This window comes from Hydrogenimonas urashimensis, from assembly GCF_016593255.1.
GTDB lineage: Bacteria > Campylobacterota > Campylobacteria > Campylobacterales > Hydrogenimonadaceae > Hydrogenimonas > Hydrogenimonas urashimensis.
In genome coordinates, this window is the sequence record NZ_AP023212.1 from 1,374,364 (window position 1) to 1,389,854 (window position 15,491).

The window sequence follows — 15,491 nt, forward strand, 5'->3', positions numbered from 1 at the left end:
TTCATGACCAATATCATTCTCTGCGGAGGCAACGGCACGCGGTTGTGGCCCATCAGCCGCAAGCTGATGCCCAAGCAGTTCATCAAGCTTTTCGACGGCCAGTCGCTTTTCCAGATGACCGTCAAACGCAACAGCGCGTTCTGCCGCTCCCAGTTCATCGTCTCCAACGAAGATCAGTACTTCCTGGCCATCGACCAGATCGAGGAGATCAACGACGGGAGGGCCTACAACATCCGCCACACGGCCTTTTTGCTCGAACCCGTGGGCAGAAACACGGCGCCCGCCATCGCCCTGGCCTGCTTCGCCATCGATGCGGAGCAGGTGGTGCTGGTGACGCCGAGCGACCACCTCATCAAGGACCAGGCCGCCTACGAAAAGGTGATAAAAAGGGCCGCGAAGCTCGCCGAAGCGGGCCACATGGTCACCTTCGGCATCCAGCCCGACTCCCCCAACACGGGCTACGGCTACATCGAGGCCAACGGCGAGGATGTCGTGGCATTCCACGAAAAACCGGACGCCCAAACGGCACGCAGCTATCTTGAGAGCGGCAGATTTTTCTGGAACAGCGGCATGTTCTGTTTCAAAGCCGGGGTCTACCTGGAGGAGCTTCAAACCCACGCCCCCGAAATCTTCGAAGCCTCCAAAAAGGCTTACGAGCGGGCGAAACTCAACGGCATGATCCGCATCGGGCTCGACGAGATGGAGAGCATCCCCGAGGAGAGCATCGACTACGCCGTCATGGAAAAGAGCCGCAACGTCAAAGTGGTTCCCGCCGACATCGGATGGAACGACGTGGGCAGCTTCGATGCCCTCGATGAAGAGTACCCCAAAGATAGCGACGGCAACACCGCCACGGAGAAGCTGATCGCCATAAACAGCCGGAACAACCTGATCGTGGGCCACGAGCGCACGATCGCCACGATCGAGGTGGAGGACCTCTACATCGTCGATACGCCCGACGCCCTGCTCGTGGGCAAAAAAGGCACCTCCCAGAAGATCAAGGAGGTGGTCGCGCGTCTTAAAAAGCAGGAGAGCGAACTTCCCAACATCCACCTGACCGTCCACCGGCCCTGGGGCACCTACACGGTGCTGGAAAACAGCGACCGCTACAAGATCAAGAAGATCATGGTCAAACCGGGCAAGCGCCTGAGCCTGCAGAAGCACTACCACCGCAACGAGCACTGGATCGTCGTCAGCGGCACCGCGCTGGTCCGTGTCGGCGACGACGAGAGGATCGTAAGGGCCAACGAATCGACCTATATCCCGATGGGCGAACTGCACCGTCTCGAAAATCCCGGCAAGATTCCGCTGATCCTCATCGAGGCGCAGGTGGGCGAGTACACGGGCGAAGACGACATTGTCCGCATCGACGACGATTTCGACCGCTGCTGAGGGAGAGGATGAAGAGACTGGCGCCGGAGATTTTCGAGTGCGTCGTCGAGCATACGCCGCTCGTATCAATCGACCTGATCCTGGTGCGCGAAGGGCGCGTGCTGCTGGGAAGACGGAAAAACCCGCCGGCCAAAGGCTACTGGTTCACCCTGGGCGGACGCGTCTTCAAAAACGAGCGCATCCGGGAGGCGATACGGCGCATCATGCGCGAGGAGACGGGGCGCGAAGTGATAGGTGAACAGACGTTCATAGGCGTTTTCGAGCACCTCTACGACGACGGCATCTTCGAAAACGTCTCGACCCACTACATCAACCTCGCCTACCGAATCGCCGTCGAGGAGATGGGCACTCTCCCAACGGACCAGCACGAGGCGTACCGGTGGTTCACCCTCAAGGAGCTGATGGAAAGCCCCGAGGTGCACCCCTATGTCAAAGACTATTTCACCCAAGAGAAAGGAACCATACCCCAATGAACAACGAAAAGAAAGTGGCACTCATCACAGGCATCACGGGCCAGGACGGCTCCTACCTGGCCGAGTTTCTGCTCAAAAAAGGCTACATCGTCCACGGCATCAAACGCCGTGCCTCGCTTTTTAACACCGACCGCATCGACCACCTCTACCAGGACCCCCATGTCGAAAACCGCGACTTCATCCTCCACTACGGCGACATGACCGACTCCATGAACCTCACCCGCATCATCCAGGAGGTCCAGCCCGACGAGATCTACAACCTCGCCGCCATGAGCCACGTCGCCGTCAGTTTCGAAACCCCCGAATACACGGCCAACGCCGACGGCATCGGGACCCTGCGCATCCTCGAGGCGGTGCGCCTGCTGGGGCTGGAGAAGAAAACCAAGATCTACCAGGCCTCCACGTCCGAACTCTACGGCAAGGTCCAGGAGATCCCCCAGACCGAAAAGACCCCCTTCTACCCCAGAAGCCCCTACGCCGTGGCCAAGATGTACGCCTTCTGGATCACCGTCAACTACCGCGAGGCATACGACATGTTCGCCTGCAACGGCATCCTCTTCAACCACGAGTCCCCGGTGCGGGGCGAAACCTTCGTCACCCGCAAGATCACCCGCGCCGCCAGCAAGATCGCCCTGGGGCTGCAAAACAAGCTCTACCTGGGCAACCTCGACGCCAAGCGCGACTGGGGCCACGCCAAGGACTACATCCGCATGATGTGGATGATCCTCCAGGCCGACAAACCCGAAGACTGGGTCATCGCCACGGGCCAGACCACCAGCGTCAGGGATTTCGTGCGCATGGCCTTCGGGTACGCCGGCATCGAGATCGCCTTCAAAGGCACCGGCGTCGACGAAACCGGTTTCGTGGCTTCCATCGACGCGGAGCGCATGAAAGAGCTGGGGCTTGATCCCTCGATCCTCAAAGAGGGCCGCGAGATCGTCGCCGTCGATCCCCGCTATTTCCGCCCCACCGAAGTGGATCTGCTCATCGGCGACGCCACCAAGGCCAGGGAGAAGCTGGGGTGGGTCCCCGAATACAGCCTCGAGGAGCTCGTCCACGACATGATGGCAAGCGACCTGAAACTGATGAAAAAAGACGAATACCTCAAAGAGGGCGGCTACACGATCATGAACTATTTCGAGTGATGTTTGACTGGAAGATATAATTATTATATTATATTGTAAAACATTCAGAGGGTCAGGGGATGCATTCTCTAAAAGAGCTGGAAAAACAACAGGTAGGCCTGAGACTGCCGAAATACCTTATCGACGAGATCGATGAATTGACCGCAAAATTTTCGCTCAATCGCACGGAAGTGATCATAGAGGCTGTCAAATCGTATGTCGAGGCGCAAAAAGAGGAACTTTTTTATGAAGAGTTCGACAACGCTTCAAAGGAGCTCAAAAAAGTGTTGAAAAAGGAGGATCATCACAACCTTCAGACACTGGATGCCCTGATCGATGAACTTGAAAATCGTTAGTCTGGGCACCTTCACCAAAGAGGTAAAAAGGCTTCATAAAAAATACAAAAACATCGCCAAAGATCTCAAAGATCTGGAAGAGATACTGCGAGCCGACCCGAATGCCGGGACGGAACTGGGCAGGCACTGCTACAAAATACGGCTTGCCAACTCATCGATTTCTGTCGGAAAAAGCGGAGGTTTCAGAGTGGTCTATTATTACCGTCAACAGGAGTTCATCTACTTGATGAGTATCTATTTGAAAACGGAACTGCCCACTATCAGTGATGAGAGAATCACTGAAATTTTAGAAGAAAATGGATTGTTGTAAATGCAAAAAGAGTCAAAAATTTTCGTCGCCGGAGGCACGGGCCTCGTAGGTTCGGCCATTGTCAAAAACCTGATAGCAAAAGGCTACACGAACATCGTCGCCAACTACCACAGCCGCGAACCCGAAAACGGCCTGCCCGTACAGTGGGAAAGGCTCGATCTCCTCGATCCGTCGGCCGTGAAAGCGTTTTTCGAAAAACAAAAGCCCGACTTTGTCTTTCTCGCGGCCGCCAAAGTGGGCGGCATCGTCGCCAACAACGTCTACCGGGCCGACTTTATCTACCAGAACCTGAGAATTCAGAACAACGTCATCCACCAAAGCTACCTCAACGGCGTCAAGAAGCTGATGTTTCTGGGCAGCACCTGCATCTACCCCAAAGAGTGCCCCCAGCCGATGAAAGAGGAGTACCTCCTCACCGGTGAGCTGGAGTACACCAACGAGCCCTACGCCATCGCCAAGATCGCCGGCATCAAGATGTGCGAAAGCTACAACCTCCAGTACGGCACCAACTACATCAGCGTCATGCCCACCAATCTCTACGGCCCCAACGACAATTTCGACCTCGAAAAATCCCACGTCCTGCCGGCGCTGATTAGAAAGATCCACCTGGGCAGAGCCCTGGAAAACAACGACTGGCAGGCGATCCGAAAAGATCTGGACGCCCTCCCCATCGAAGGCGTCGACGGCGGCGCCACCGAAGAGGAGATTCTTGCCATTTTGGGAAAATACGGCATCACGATCGGCGACATGCAGCGGGTCTCCATCGAAATCTGGGGGTCGGGCAGACCGATGAGGGAGTTCCTCTGGAGCGAAGACATGGCCGACGCGTGCGTCTTTTTGATGGAGCGCGTCGATTTTTCCGATATCGTGAGAAACCAGTTCGGTCCCGAAGCGGCCCTCTCGACGGAAGGCGACGGAAAGAGCTGCGAAGCGTTGACGGCGCCGAAAGCGCCGGCCGCCGAGATCCGAAACACCCACATCAACATCGGCACCGGCATCGATATCTCCATCCGCGACCTCGCCCATCTTGTGAAGAAAATCGTAGGTTTCGGCGGCGACTTTGTTTTCAACACCGACAAACCCGACGGCACGATGAAAAAACTCACCGATGTGACCCGGCTCAACGCTCTGGGATGGCGGCACCGCGTGGAGCTGAAAGAGGGGATCGAAAAGATGTACGCCTGGTACTCCCAAAAGGCCGAGTCCAAATGATCCCTGCGCGCCGCGACGGGGATTTTGGGACCGGTTCTAACAAAAAACCTCAAAAATACCGATATAATATCGCTGAAATTTCAAAGATCATTTGACCCAACGGAGTAAAAACATGAAAATAGCCATCGCCGGAACCGGCTATGTGGGCCTCTCCAACGGCCTGCTGCTGGCACAGCACAACGAAGTGGTCGCGCTGGACATCGTCCCCGAAAAGGTCGAGATGCTCAACCGCGGCGAGTCCCCCATCGAAGACAGGGAGATCGAAGCGTTTTTGCATCCCGAAAAAGCGCGGAGCATGGCTCTCGACGATGCGGTGCGCGAACGTGTGGAAAATCTCGACCTCGACTTCCGCGCCACCCTCGATAAAGAGGAGGCCTACAAAGGCGCCGACTACGTCATCATCGCCACGCCGACCGACTACGACCCCATCACCAACTACTTCAACACCAAAAGCGTCGAAGCGGTCATCGGGGATGTCCTGGCGATCAACCCCGACACGACGATGGTCATCAAATCGACCGTACCCGTCGGCTACACCAGGGAGGTTCGCGAACGCTTCGGCACCGACAACATCCTCTTCTCACCCGAATTCCTCAGAGAGGGCAAGGCGCTCTACGACAACCTCTTCCCTTCGCGCATCATCGTCGGCGAACGGAGCGAGCGCGCCGAAACCTTCGCCAACCTCCTCAAGGAGGGGGCCATCAAGGAGGATATCCCCGTCCTCTTCACCGACAGCACCGAAGCCGAGGCGATCAAACTCTTCGCCAACACCTACCTGGCCATGCGCGTCGCCTTCTTCAACGAACTCGACAGCTACGCCGAAACCCACGGGCTCGACACACGCCAGATCATCGAAGGGGTCGGCCTCGATCCGCGTATCGGCATGCACTACAACAACCCCTCCTTCGGCTACGGCGGCTACTGCCTCCCCAAAGACACCAAGCAGCTGCTGGCCAACTACGCCAACGTGCCCAGCAACCTCATCCGCGCCATCGTCGACGCCAACCGTACCCGCAAGGATTTCATCGCCGATCGCATCGTCGCCAAAAATCCCAAAATCGTCGGTGTCTACCGCCTCGTCATGAAAGCGGGCTCCGACAACTTCCGCAGCTCCGCCATCCAGGGCATCATGAAGCGCGTCAAGGCCAAAGGCATCGAAGTGGTCGTCTACGAACCGGTACTCAAAGAAGAGGAGTTCTTCCGCTCGCGTGTCATCCGCGACCTCGACGAGTTCAAACGCATCTCCGATGTCATCGTCGCCAACCGCCACGCCCCCGAACTCGAAGATGTCAGGGAGAAAGTCTACACCCGGGACCTCTTCGGCAACGACTGAGACGCATCCTCTTGCGTGCCAGTCGGCCACTTTGTCCCAGTGGTCCGATTGGGATACCGCATCCTTTTTACCGCCGCGTTTCCTGATACCCGATATCGTCACGATAGTATGCACTCAAGTTCGCAATTTCGCTTGAAAGCCTCCGAAGGAGTTGGATGGATTTTCCGGTGAGAAAAAACAGGATAGAGAAGTCTACCCATGAACATGAAAAATGAAAGCGAAATTTTCCAAGAGATCCTAACCGGATTCGTCACAGAAGAGGATCCATTGTTGTCCATTAGAAAAAGATGATGGATCCGTTGATGCAGATCGAGGCGCAGGTGAAAGTGGGCGCATCCAAAGGAGAGCACCGTAGTGAGCGAAAGAGCCATTTCATAGAGAATGCAATCAGGTTTATACCCTTGGTCATATTCTACAACTTTGATATAAGGATATCTCTTTTTTAGGTCAAAGCTATGTACTTCTTTTTTTCTACAAGATGCGGTGGCATCGCAAGTTCAGTTAGCCGTCAAGTCGTCTTGCTATAGAGGTATCCACCATGATTATCTCAACCCTATATCAAGCCTCATCCCAAGTGCTTCGGCATATTTCATAAGCGTAGCAAGGTTGGGCATATAGTTATTGTTTAAACTTTCAAGTCTTGATATATTTGATTTGGAAGTTCCGATTTTCTTAGCAATTTCCTCTTGCGTAAGCCCTTTGGAAATACGTGCTGCCACCAGCTATTTTTTATGGCAAAAAGAGGTTTGAGTGCATCATATTCCTTGCGTACCTCTTCATTTTGCAGTGCTTTTTTCTTGAAGTTGGCAAATGTAGGTCTTTTAGTTGTTTGCATTGTCTATCTCCTTTTTGCGTTTAAGAGCAATTTGCAAATCTTTTTTTGGTGTTTTTTGATCCTTTTTTACAGGCAAATGGCGGAAGGCGGCTACGGTCTTGTACGCACGAGTCTCGCGCATTGCCCGACACCCGGTAGGAAGGCTTTTTCTCTTTTTTCGCCGATGCGGGAGACTTCGCATTCGCGCCCGATGACGCCTTCGTCTGCGGCATTTGGCCGCAACGGCTACAATCCTCGGTGCCGCCGGGGATTGTATATGTTTTGCGCAAAACTCTTTTCGACGACGCGCTGAAGGATCTCCATACGGTTCTCTTCGATCAGCGCAGCAATTGCCTCAGTGTTTCTGCGAGTCGTTGCGTAACATTGTCCATGACGCTGGAAAATTGCATTTGTTGTTTTTCGAGCGAACTTTCCAACGCCTTTGAGTATTTCAGCAAGCCTCTGTTCAATGCCGTTTCGAATTTTTCCACAAAATGCAAATCGTCGGATTCCTTCTGCAGCTCCTCCAATAACGCCTGCATGAGTTTTTCCAAACCATCCATCCTCTTTCCCAGATGCGCCAAGTACGCTTGATTTTGCGTTTGCGTCTTTTGATTTTCCGAGAGTACGCTCGAGATGATTTGCAAGCTCTTTAAAATTTCCAATGACATATTCATGATACATCTCTTCCTTTATGAGAGTATAATTCAGACTTTCAGGCACCGGAGGCACCTGTTCCAGCGCCATATGACGCAACCGGGAGTTGTAACCGAACATTTCGTGTATCTCAACCGGACCGTCACGCTCTCTGTATTGTCTCATCGTCTCGAAATCTTTTTTTACGCCGGATGTCTTGCGCTTGACCTCCACGGCATGGGTGCTGCCGCGTTTTTCATCGTAAAAGAGAAGGCGTACCGTGACGTATTTTTCGTTGCTGTTCACCTGGACCCCCTCAAAACCGACATGCCTAAACGCCCTTTTCAGCGCCTCAAAACCCGTCACGTTCTTGAACACTTCGCTGGCGATGTCGTTGACGATGTTCCCGTAATAGTTCTCATCCTTCAGGGGCCTTTGGGCTATGCGTCTTGCAAGGTCCGCGGCGAGCGCCCTGTCGTACTTAATGTCGTCGAGCAAAAGGGTGTATCGCTCAAAAATGTCGAACAGACGCGAAGGCAGGCCGAAAGTCCGTTTTACATATTCCCTGATAATCTGCGACCTGAAAACGACCCTCTCCTCCAAGCTGCCCGACTCCCCGCCGCTGCGCAGCCACTCGATCGCCCTGACCTCGCTCGTTAACAGAAAAATCGGAAAATCCCGCCACAGGTCGTGCCCCCTGTAGCGGATCTTTATGCCGTTGTCACAAAGCCTGGTTTGCAGATGCTGCATCACCTTGGCGTAATAGGAGAGGTTTCCGTATTTTTCGAGTATTTGTAAAAACTGTCCAACTGTTTCAGAAAATTCTTTCTTTGGACAAATTGTATGAAATCGCTTTCACTCGATCCGGAGATAGCCCACGTAAACCGGCTCATTTTCGCTTTTTCCGATCTGGGCGGCTCCAGATGATTGATCTCGTCATAATGCGGCACCACGCCGAACTCTTTGCAAACGTGACGGATCGCATTTTTGACGATGACGTAATTCTCGCCTCTTTTGACACTCTGAGGCATTAGAATATGAAAGTGGTAGTGCGTGGCGTTGCCGTACTGGTCGTTCGCATGCAGCGCGATCAGCGCCTTCCCGCCCAGCCGGAAAGCGACCTTCGTCCATTTCTGCACCTTTTTTCTTTCGCTCTTTTTGTATCGCCACCCGTTTTTCACGCGAATCTCGATCGTTTGCTGCAGACGTTCGAACATCTCGGTCAGCCTCTGCTCCACATACTCTCTGGCATCCTCGTTCTCTTTGAGATTCGTCAGCAGTCCGATGATTTCCATCGAAAATTTGAAGTGGTGGCACACATGAGGCGCCAATTCTTCCAGGGTCGGATTCTTCGTAATCAACATGGCGTGATGCGCGATGTATATGTATTGCTTGATCGTTTCCGTCATGGAAATCATTTTTATTATTTCTTTAAGGAAATTGTTCACACAAAAGAATTGTTTCACATTTTACATTACTATTTTCTTAAACTATTTGTGCCTCAATCAATTTCTCTGGGATAACAAGACCATAAATACGAAGTTTCAGTCGCAAAATCTCTTGCATTTCAAGCAGCCAACGGGAATACAAACATGCATATTTGTAATTGTCTCCCCAGGGAAGGCCCACGTCATTTTGTCGGATTTCCAGCCGATAATGCAATATTTCCCGATATTGTGGTACCATTCCACAAAAGGAGCGACGATGGAACCAAGGGACGGTTTTGAAAAAATCACTATCAAGGAGTACGCCTCGCTGACGGGCAAAAGTCTGCGGACCATCTACTATATGATCGAAAGGGGAGAGCTGACAACCATCAAAGAGCAAAACAGGATGTACGTCCTGGTCAACAAAAACGAATTCTCACTCATCCAGCGGCTCGAAAAGGAGGTCGAAGATCTGAGAAAAGAGATCACGCTGCTTCGGCACGAATACGACATGTTGAAGTCCGATCTGGAGACATTTGAAAAATTCACCAAACAGAAGTTCAAGGAGATCCTGAAAAAGCTCCATGAGAAATAGACCAAAACACGAGAAACCGCAAACACCATAGAACTCGGCCGCGGCGCAGAAGCGACTCAAAATGCCCCGCCGGTCTCTCTTGCTGCGATCGTGCCAGCGGCAATGCCGCGATCGCACTTCCTGCTTCTTAAAGAAATAGCGAATTCGTCGATAATTAACGTATACATCTGACAAATTTTAGATGGCTTTTATTAAAATAAAAACAAAAAAAGAAGGAATGTTTCCCATGCAAACCGACCAATGTTATCAGCCGAATGTCCCCAAAGTTGTCGACGAAATATTCGAAGACGAGATTATCGTTATCAACTTTGATAATGGCGACTATTTCAGTCTCAGAAAGAGTGCCATCGATATCTGGAAGGGCATCAAAGAGGGGCAGAGTGTCGGCTCCATTCTCGAAAACCTTCAAGACAAATATGAGGCCGAAGCAGAAGAGATCCGCAACTCCATCGACGAGATGATCGGCACCTTTCTGAAAGAAAATCTCATCAGCGAAGCCGATGCATCCACTCAGAAAAAAGAGACATCCGACCAGAAAACCGGCGGAAAAGTTCCCTTCCAACCGCCGGTTTTCGAAAAATTCACCGATATGAACGATCTGCTCGTCCTCGACCCTGTGCACGACGTCGACGAAAGCGGATGGCCCCACGTCAACCCCAACACCCAGGCCAAATAACCGATGCACAAAGCGGAAAAACTTTTCGAAAAAATCGAAAAAGTCTCTTACGACGCGATGGAAAAGGAAACCATCGCAAAAGATTATCGCATCGCGGGCCATCATGTCCGGCTGCTCTTCGCAGGGCCGGCCCTCGTTCCCCGCATCACGCCGGCTCTGGAGCATCTCGCCTGCGAAAAACCGGACAATCCCGACCTCACCGTACACCTATGGGACACCGCTTCAACCGGCTGCAGCCTACCACCCGTCGAATGGGGTCCCGACGACTACCTGGAACACGGCCTCATCCGAGGATACAACACCCAGAACATCGCCACCACGTTCAATCTCGACTCGGGTACCCTTAACATTTTCAACACCGAAAAAAACCTCGCCCTTTTCTGGGTCAGGGATGCCCGAACGCTTCCCTATTACGAAACGGGTTCTCCCCTCCGCAACGCATTTTTCTGGTGGGGCATCCGAAAAGGGCTTCAGTACGCTCACGCCGCCGCCATCGGTACGGACGAAGGCGCAGTCCTGCTGGTCGGCAAAGGCGGCTCCGGCAAATCGACCTCGGCACTTTCGTGCCTGTCGCATCCGGATCTTTTCTATATCGGGGACGACTATGTACTCGTGCAGAAAGATCCTGTACCCGTCGTCCACAGTCTCTACAACTCGGCCAAACTCAACGCCGACCATGCCATCAACTTCCCCCACCTGTTGAAACACGCCAGCAACGCCGACCGACTCGACACTGAAAAAGCGCTTCTTTTCATTAACGAATTCCAGCCGCAAAAGTTGAGAAAATCACTGCCGCTGCGCGCCATCGTCATGCCCCATGTCACAGGCAGACCCGAAAGCGGGTACGACAAGGCATCGGCATCGGCCGCTTTGCGCGCCCTGGCTCCCAGCAGCATGTTTCAGCTGCCAGGAAGCGACCGCGGCACATTCGCTTATTTCGCACAGCTCGTCCGAAAGCTTCCGGCCTACAACCTTCGCGCCGGAACGCGCTACGAAGAGATACCAGAAACGATACTCTCTATTTTGAAGGAGGCTTCCCATGCCGGCTGAGACTCCCCTGGTTTCCGTCATCATACCCACTTACAACGCCGCCAGACACCTTCCGGACGCCATCGAAAGCATTCTGCGGCAAGAATACCCGAATCTCGAAATCATCGTCGTCGACGACGGCTCCACAGACAATACGGAAGAGGTTCTGCAACCCTACCGCGACCTCATCTCCTACCACCGCAAGGAAAACGGCGGCCCCGCCTCCGCCAGAAACTACGGCCTCAGACTGGCCCGTGGCGAATTCATCGCTTTTTTGGACGCCGACGATATCTGGCCCGACGACAAGCTGGCACGGCAGCTCGCGCACTTCCGAAAGCATCCGGACGCGCTGATCGTTCTTGGACGTCAGAGGGTCGACTATCTTCCCGACGCCAGGGAACTCGCCTACGGCGACGACCTGGTTACCGAGCCGCAGATTTGCCAAAGCATGCCCGTCGCGCTGGTGCGCCGCGAAGCTTTCGACAAGATCGGCCTTTTCGACGAAGAGCTCATCTACTACGAGGACTGGGACTGGCATCTGCGTGCCAGGGAGAAGGAGCTGAAGATCCTGGCCTACGACGAAGTCACCAACATTCACCGGCGTCACGACGCCAACATGACCCATGACATGCGCCGCATGAGCAAATACGCTTTTCAGATGTTTCGCAAATCCCTCAAACGCCGCCGTGAAAACCCGAACATCAAGGCGAAACTCCCCTCCTACAGCGACCTGGAAGGAAAATCGGAACATGCCTGAGCGAACCGATCCCTCCGTCAGCGTCATCATCCCTACATACAACCGTCGAAGATATCTGGACGAAGCCATCGAGAGCGTTTTGGCCCAGCGCTACGAACCCCTCGAACTCATCGTCGTCGATGACGGCTCGACCGACGGAACGCAGGAGATCGTAGCCCGCTACCCCTTCATTCGCTACATCTATCAGGAAAACGCGGGACAGGCGGCGGCCAGAAACAGGGGCATACGGGAGGCCACCGGCGAGTTTCTGGCTTTTCTCGACTCCGACGACCTCTGGATGCCGGGCAAGCTCCGGCGCCAGGTGGCCTACCTGCAGGACCATCCGCATGTCCAAATGCTTTTCGCCCATGTCGAGCAGTTCAGCACCGAAGAGCACAGGCATCTTCATAAAGCGGAAGCGGGAAAGACCCTTCCCGGCCTCGTGTTCGGGACGCTGCTCATCCGTCGGGAGGATTTTTTGCAAGTCGGTTACCTGCAGGAAAAATGGCGGGTGGGAGAGTTTGTCGAGTGGTTCGGCCGCGCCACGGAAGCGGGGCTTGCCTTTCACACCCTTGACGAAACGCTGTTAAGGCGCCGCCTCCACGATACCAACATCGGCCTGGAAAACAGGGCCGGCCGCAACGATTTCGCCCGCATCCTGCAGGAGAGACTCCGCAAAAAACGCGCCCGGAAACAAGAGAGGGAGGATCACTCCGATGAAAACACCCACTGACTACCACGGCGGCTACTGGCCCTCGCAAGAGGACACATACCTTCTCGAAGCCATTCTCCTGCCCAAAGACGCCGCCCTCGAAGCCTGGGAAAAGTGGCTGCGGACCGTAAACTACGAAGCGCTGCAGGAGGGGCCGCAGCGCATGTTTCCCCTGCTCTACATGAAGCTAAGAAAAGAGGGCGTGGAGCATCCTTTGATGCAGCGTTTCAAAGGAATCTACAGACGGGCCTGGTACAAAAACCAGATGACGTTCCATCGCATCCGCCCGCTCATGGAAGCCCTCGACGAAGCGGGGGTGCGGACCGTCATCCTCAAAGGCGCGGCGATGATCGCACTGTATTACAGAGACCTTGGCTTGCGCCCCATGAACGACTTCGACTTTCTGATCCGGCTTTCCGACGTGGCAAAAGCCCTCCCCGTCCTTAAAAAAGAGGGGTACGAACCCATCGACGGCACCTGGGAGATGTTCGACGAGGAACTCTTCTACTTTATGCACGGCTTCGGCTTCAGACACACGCAGACCGGACAGGAGCTCGACCTGCACTGGCATCTGCTCAGGGAGAACTGCGGCACCCATGACGACGATGCCCTCTGGCAACGCGTTCAACCCGTGGATTTCAACGGTTTTTCCACCTATACTCTCGATGCCACGGACCACCTCATGCATACATGCGTCCATGGCCTCGAATGGAACCCTGTCGCCTCCATTCGCTGGATCGCCGACGCGAAAACCATCATCGACAACAGCGAAATCGACTGGCCGCGGCTTCTCGACGACGCGCGGACCCGGCATGTCGTTCTGCCGCTTCTTTACTCGCTGCGCTACCTGTGGGAGCGGTTTCATGCATCGATTCCAGAGGATGCCCTGACGGGACTTGAGGCTATCGAACCCAAAAGAATCGAATACTACCGGGATGCCGTCAAACGCTACGGTGAGAACCTCACCTTCAAAGAAGAGCTGCTTAAAAGAATCTACATGTACCTCAACTATGTGCAGGCCCGCTCCAAACGCCCCTACGCTTTTTTGAACCCCGTGTGGGCCTTCTCCTTTTTGAAGCTGTACTGGCGGCTCTCCTCCATATGGCAGATACCGGGGGAGCTGGCCGGGCTTTCCGTACGTGTTTTCAAAAGAGCCGTCACATGAAACCCGACCAGGCGGCACCGCTTCTCTAGCGGCCATGCGAACCGGACGCAAAACGCAAAGAGACCGAAACATGCATACACTGACCGAAGACAAAAAGAGGCTTCTTTCGAACTTCTTTTCGCTCTCGGCTCTGCACGGCATCAACATGCTCCTGCCCCTTGTCACGCTGCCGTATCTCGTCAGGGTGCTGGGCGTGGAAAACTACGGTCTTGTCAACTTCGCCCTCTCCGTCATCATGTATTTCAACATCCTCGTAAGTTTCGGTTTCGAGCTCTCAGCGACCCGAGAGATCTCCGTCAACAGAGACGACAGTCGCAAAGTGACGGAAATCTTCTCCACCGTCATGCTCATCAAGGCTTTTTTCGCGTTCGTCTCCTTTCTTCTGCTCGGACTGCTTGTAAACGGCATCGAACTACTCAGCCGCCACGCGGCGCTCTACTATGCTACATTCGGCCTGGTCGTCGGAAACGTCCTCTTTCCCACCTGGTTTTTTCAGGGGATGGAGAGAATGAAATACATCACATTCATCAACGTCGCTTCGCGCATCGCCTTTACCGTGCTCATTTTCGTTTTCGTCAAAGAGAGCGACGACTACATCTACGTACCCATTCTCAACGCATCGGGCGCCATTCTCGGGGGGCTCTACTCCCTGTGGCTCATATTTCGGCGTTTCGGCATAAAAAAAATCGTCCTGCCCACCCGGGCAACGCTCCGCGGCCAACTGCGGGAGAGCTTTCATTTTTTCCTCTCCCGCGTCGCGGGAAACGGCGCGCAGCATCTGGCCACCGTCATCGTCGGTCTCTGCTTCGGCAACCTCATCGTCGGCTACTTCTCCATGGTGGGCAAGCTGACCATGGCCTTTTCGAGTCTGGGAGGCATCCTCTCCCAAACCATCTATCCCTACATGAGCCGCACCAGAAATATCCGCTTTTTCAAAAAGCTCTTTTACGGCACGACCGTTTTCGCGACACTCGCCATCCTTCCGATTCTCTATTTCAACGAATCCCTCTTTCTTTTCGTATTCGGCGTCCAAAACAGTACCCTGTCGCACCTTTTCATCATCATCTTCGGCGCCTCCGTGTTCGGCATCATGAACGCGCTTGTAGGGTACCCCCTGCTTGCCGCTTTCGGCTACACCAAAGAGGCGAACAACTCTCTCATTTACGCATCCGCTCTCTACATTCTCTTCGTGCTCATAGGCGCACTGGTTTTTCGCGACTTCTACCTGGTGGCCTACGCGCACGTTTTCAACATGCTCACCGCCCTTGCCATCAGATTCCACTACATCCGCAAACATCGCCTGTGGAACATCTGAGCGCAATTTTTCTACCATCATGCTCCCCCCTTCCGGCCTTTGGGCCGCAACGCCGCGATCTTCGCTTCCAGTTTGCCGCCATTTTCCTGCAAAGCGCTTTCAAAGCCAAAATTCACTACAATTCCTAAAAATTTAACAATTTAAAATATTACAAATATGCCGATATTGGGATGCGCAAGCAAAACG

At 53.8% G+C, this 15,491-nt stretch carries 19 protein-coding genes; 15 read left to right on the forward strand and 4 right to left on the reverse strand.

All coding sequences use genetic code 11. The features are described 5' to 3' along the window. Positions 1-3 precede the first annotated feature (3 nt). The 7 genes from JMG82_RS07045 (at position 4) to JMG82_RS07075 (ending at position 6,200) form a co-directional block, all read left to right on the forward strand. Complete coding sequence (locus JMG82_RS07045; protein WP_201352016.1) at positions 4-1,392, forward strand: mannose-1-phosphate guanylyltransferase/mannose-6-phosphate isomerase; 1,389 nt, start codon at positions 4-6, stop codon at positions 1,390-1,392. Between the two features lie 8 nt (positions 1,393-1,400). Beyond that, on the forward strand, positions 1,401-1,865 hold the full coding sequence (locus JMG82_RS07050) for a GDP-mannose mannosyl hydrolase (RefSeq protein ID WP_201352017.1): 465 nt from the start codon (positions 1,401-1,403) through the stop codon (positions 1,863-1,865). Next, entirely contained in the window at positions 1,862-3,010 is a 1,149-nt protein-coding gene (gene gmd / locus JMG82_RS07055) for a GDP-mannose 4,6-dehydratase (RefSeq protein ID WP_201352018.1), read from the forward strand. The genes JMG82_RS07050 and gmd overlap by 4 nt, the downstream gene beginning before the upstream one ends. Positions 3,011-3,069: 59 nt before the next feature. Continuing rightward, a complete protein-coding gene (locus JMG82_RS07060) occupies positions 3,070-3,345 on the forward strand; it encodes a ribbon-helix-helix domain-containing protein (protein ID WP_201352019.1) in 276 nt (91 codons plus the stop codon). After that, the gene (locus tag JMG82_RS07065) at positions 3,332-3,655 is read left to right on the forward strand and encodes a hypothetical protein (protein ID WP_201352020.1); all 324 of its coding nucleotides are present in this window, start codon (positions 3,332-3,334) and stop codon (positions 3,653-3,655) included. Before JMG82_RS07060 ends, JMG82_RS07065 begins: the two co-directional genes overlap by 14 nt. Then, entirely contained in the window at positions 3,656-4,867 is a 1,212-nt protein-coding gene (locus tag JMG82_RS07070) for a GDP-L-fucose synthase family protein (RefSeq protein ID WP_201352021.1), read from the forward strand. 112 nt (positions 4,868-4,979) lie between these two features. Then, positions 4,980-6,200, forward strand: coding sequence for a nucleotide sugar dehydrogenase (locus tag JMG82_RS07075; protein ID WP_201352022.1), 1,221 nt, complete (start codon positions 4,980-4,982; stop codon positions 6,198-6,200). Between the two features lie 542 nt (positions 6,201-6,742). On the opposite strand, the gene JMG82_RS11720 is transcribed toward JMG82_RS07075, so the two are convergent. The 3 genes from JMG82_RS11720 to JMG82_RS07085 all read right to left on the reverse strand — a co-directional run bounded on the left by JMG82_RS11720 (position 6,743) and on the right by JMG82_RS07085 (position 8,148). Next, positions 6,743-6,880, reverse strand: coding sequence for a helix-turn-helix domain-containing protein (locus tag JMG82_RS11720; RefSeq protein ID WP_236579214.1), 138 nt, complete (start codon positions 6,878-6,880; stop codon positions 6,743-6,745). After that, positions 6,826-7,035: a hypothetical protein gene (locus JMG82_RS07080; RefSeq protein ID WP_236579222.1), complete on the reverse strand. Its 210-nt coding sequence runs from the start codon at positions 7,033-7,035 to the stop codon at positions 6,826-6,828. Before JMG82_RS07080 ends, JMG82_RS11720 begins: the two co-directional genes overlap by 55 nt. Before the next feature lie 225 nt (positions 7,036-7,260). Further along, positions 7,261-8,148, reverse strand: coding sequence for a hypothetical protein (locus tag JMG82_RS07085; protein WP_201352023.1), 888 nt, complete (start codon positions 8,146-8,148; stop codon positions 7,261-7,263). Between the two features lie 19 nt (positions 8,149-8,167). On the opposite strand from JMG82_RS07085, the gene JMG82_RS07090 reads away from it, so the two are divergent. Beyond that, on the forward strand, positions 8,168-8,353 hold the full coding sequence (locus tag JMG82_RS07090; RefSeq protein ID WP_201352024.1) for a hypothetical protein: 186 nt from the start codon (positions 8,168-8,170) through the stop codon (positions 8,351-8,353). Between the two features lie 46 nt (positions 8,354-8,399). On the opposite strand, the gene JMG82_RS07095 is transcribed toward JMG82_RS07090, so the two are convergent. After that, positions 8,400-9,059 carry a hypothetical protein gene (locus JMG82_RS07095; RefSeq protein WP_201352025.1) on the reverse strand — a complete coding sequence of 220 codons (660 nt, stop codon included), beginning with the start codon at positions 9,057-9,059 and terminating at the stop codon, positions 8,400-8,402. 295 nt (positions 9,060-9,354) lie between these two features. Between JMG82_RS07095 and JMG82_RS07100 the strand changes: the two genes are divergently transcribed. From JMG82_RS07100 to rfbX, 7 genes are all read left to right on the forward strand, one after another. Continuing rightward, positions 9,355-9,672, forward strand: a complete 318-nt coding sequence (locus tag JMG82_RS07100) for a hypothetical protein (protein ID WP_201352026.1) — start codon at positions 9,355-9,357, stop codon at positions 9,670-9,672. A 226-nt stretch (positions 9,673-9,898) separates the two neighbouring features. After that, complete coding sequence (locus tag JMG82_RS07105) at positions 9,899-10,348, forward strand: PqqD family protein (RefSeq protein WP_201352027.1); 450 nt, start codon at positions 9,899-9,901, stop codon at positions 10,346-10,348. Between the two features lie 3 nt (positions 10,349-10,351). Continuing rightward, positions 10,352-11,398, forward strand: coding sequence for a phosphoenolpyruvate carboxykinase (ATP) (locus JMG82_RS07110; RefSeq protein WP_201352028.1), 1,047 nt, complete (start codon positions 10,352-10,354; stop codon positions 11,396-11,398). Continuing rightward, complete coding sequence (locus JMG82_RS07115) at positions 11,388-12,134, forward strand: glycosyltransferase family 2 protein (protein WP_201352029.1); 747 nt, start codon at positions 11,388-11,390, stop codon at positions 12,132-12,134. Before JMG82_RS07110 ends, JMG82_RS07115 begins: the two co-directional genes overlap by 11 nt. Then, on the forward strand, positions 12,127-12,846 hold the full coding sequence (locus JMG82_RS07120; protein ID WP_201352030.1) for a glycosyltransferase family 2 protein: 720 nt from the start codon (positions 12,127-12,129) through the stop codon (positions 12,844-12,846). The genes JMG82_RS07115 and JMG82_RS07120 overlap by 8 nt, the downstream gene beginning before the upstream one ends. Next, a complete protein-coding gene (locus tag JMG82_RS07125) occupies positions 12,830-13,990 on the forward strand; it encodes a nucleotidyltransferase domain-containing protein (protein WP_201352031.1) in 1,161 nt (386 codons plus the stop codon). The genes JMG82_RS07120 and JMG82_RS07125 overlap by 17 nt, the downstream gene beginning before the upstream one ends. Positions 13,991-14,060: 70 nt before the next feature. Next, a complete protein-coding gene (gene rfbX / locus JMG82_RS07130) occupies positions 14,061-15,305 on the forward strand; it encodes an oligosaccharide flippase family protein (protein WP_201352032.1) in 1,245 nt (414 codons plus the stop codon). The last annotated feature ends 186 nt before the right edge of the window (positions 15,306-15,491 follow it).

Excerpts from the sequence above, each read along its gene's own strand:
- JMG82_RS07060 (WP_201352019.1), top strand. The coding sequence starts at position 3,070 with ATGCATTCTCTAAAAGAGCTGGAAAAACAACAGGTAGGCCTGAGACTG.
- JMG82_RS07095 (WP_201352025.1), bottom strand. The coding sequence starts at position 9,059 with ATGACGGAAACGATCAAGCAATACATATACATCGCGCATCACGCCATG.
- JMG82_RS07120 (WP_201352030.1), top strand. The coding sequence starts at position 12,127 with ATGCCTGAGCGAACCGATCCCTCCGTCAGCGTCATCATCCCTACATAC.
- JMG82_RS07075 (WP_201352022.1), top strand. The coding sequence starts at position 4,980 with ATGAAAATAGCCATCGCCGGAACCGGCTATGTGGGCCTCTCCAACGGC.
- JMG82_RS07045 (WP_201352016.1), top strand. The coding sequence starts at position 4 with ATGACCAATATCATTCTCTGCGGAGGCAACGGCACGCGGTTGTGGCCC.
- JMG82_RS07105 (WP_201352027.1), top strand. The coding sequence starts at position 9,899 with ATGCAAACCGACCAATGTTATCAGCCGAATGTCCCCAAAGTTGTCGAC.
- JMG82_RS07080 (WP_236579222.1), bottom strand. The coding sequence starts at position 7,035 with ATGCAAACAACTAAAAGACCTACATTTGCCAACTTCAAGAAAAAAGCA.
- JMG82_RS07115 (WP_201352029.1), top strand. The coding sequence starts at position 11,388 with ATGCCGGCTGAGACTCCCCTGGTTTCCGTCATCATACCCACTTACAAC.
- JMG82_RS07110 (WP_201352028.1), top strand. The coding sequence starts at position 10,352 with ATGCACAAAGCGGAAAAACTTTTCGAAAAAATCGAAAAAGTCTCTTAC.
- JMG82_RS07050 (WP_201352017.1), top strand. The coding sequence starts at position 1,401 with ATGAAGAGACTGGCGCCGGAGATTTTCGAGTGCGTCGTCGAGCATACG.
- JMG82_RS07100 (WP_201352026.1), top strand. The coding sequence starts at position 9,355 with ATGGAACCAAGGGACGGTTTTGAAAAAATCACTATCAAGGAGTACGCC.
- rfbX (WP_201352032.1), top strand. The coding sequence starts at position 14,061 with ATGCATACACTGACCGAAGACAAAAAGAGGCTTCTTTCGAACTTCTTT.
- JMG82_RS07090 (WP_201352024.1), top strand. The coding sequence starts at position 8,168 with ATGTCGAACAGACGCGAAGGCAGGCCGAAAGTCCGTTTTACATATTCC.
- gmd (WP_201352018.1), top strand. The coding sequence starts at position 1,862 with ATGAACAACGAAAAGAAAGTGGCACTCATCACAGGCATCACGGGCCAG.
- JMG82_RS07070 (WP_201352021.1), top strand. The coding sequence starts at position 3,656 with ATGCAAAAAGAGTCAAAAATTTTCGTCGCCGGAGGCACGGGCCTCGTA.
- JMG82_RS07125 (WP_201352031.1), top strand. The coding sequence starts at position 12,830 with ATGAAAACACCCACTGACTACCACGGCGGCTACTGGCCCTCGCAAGAG.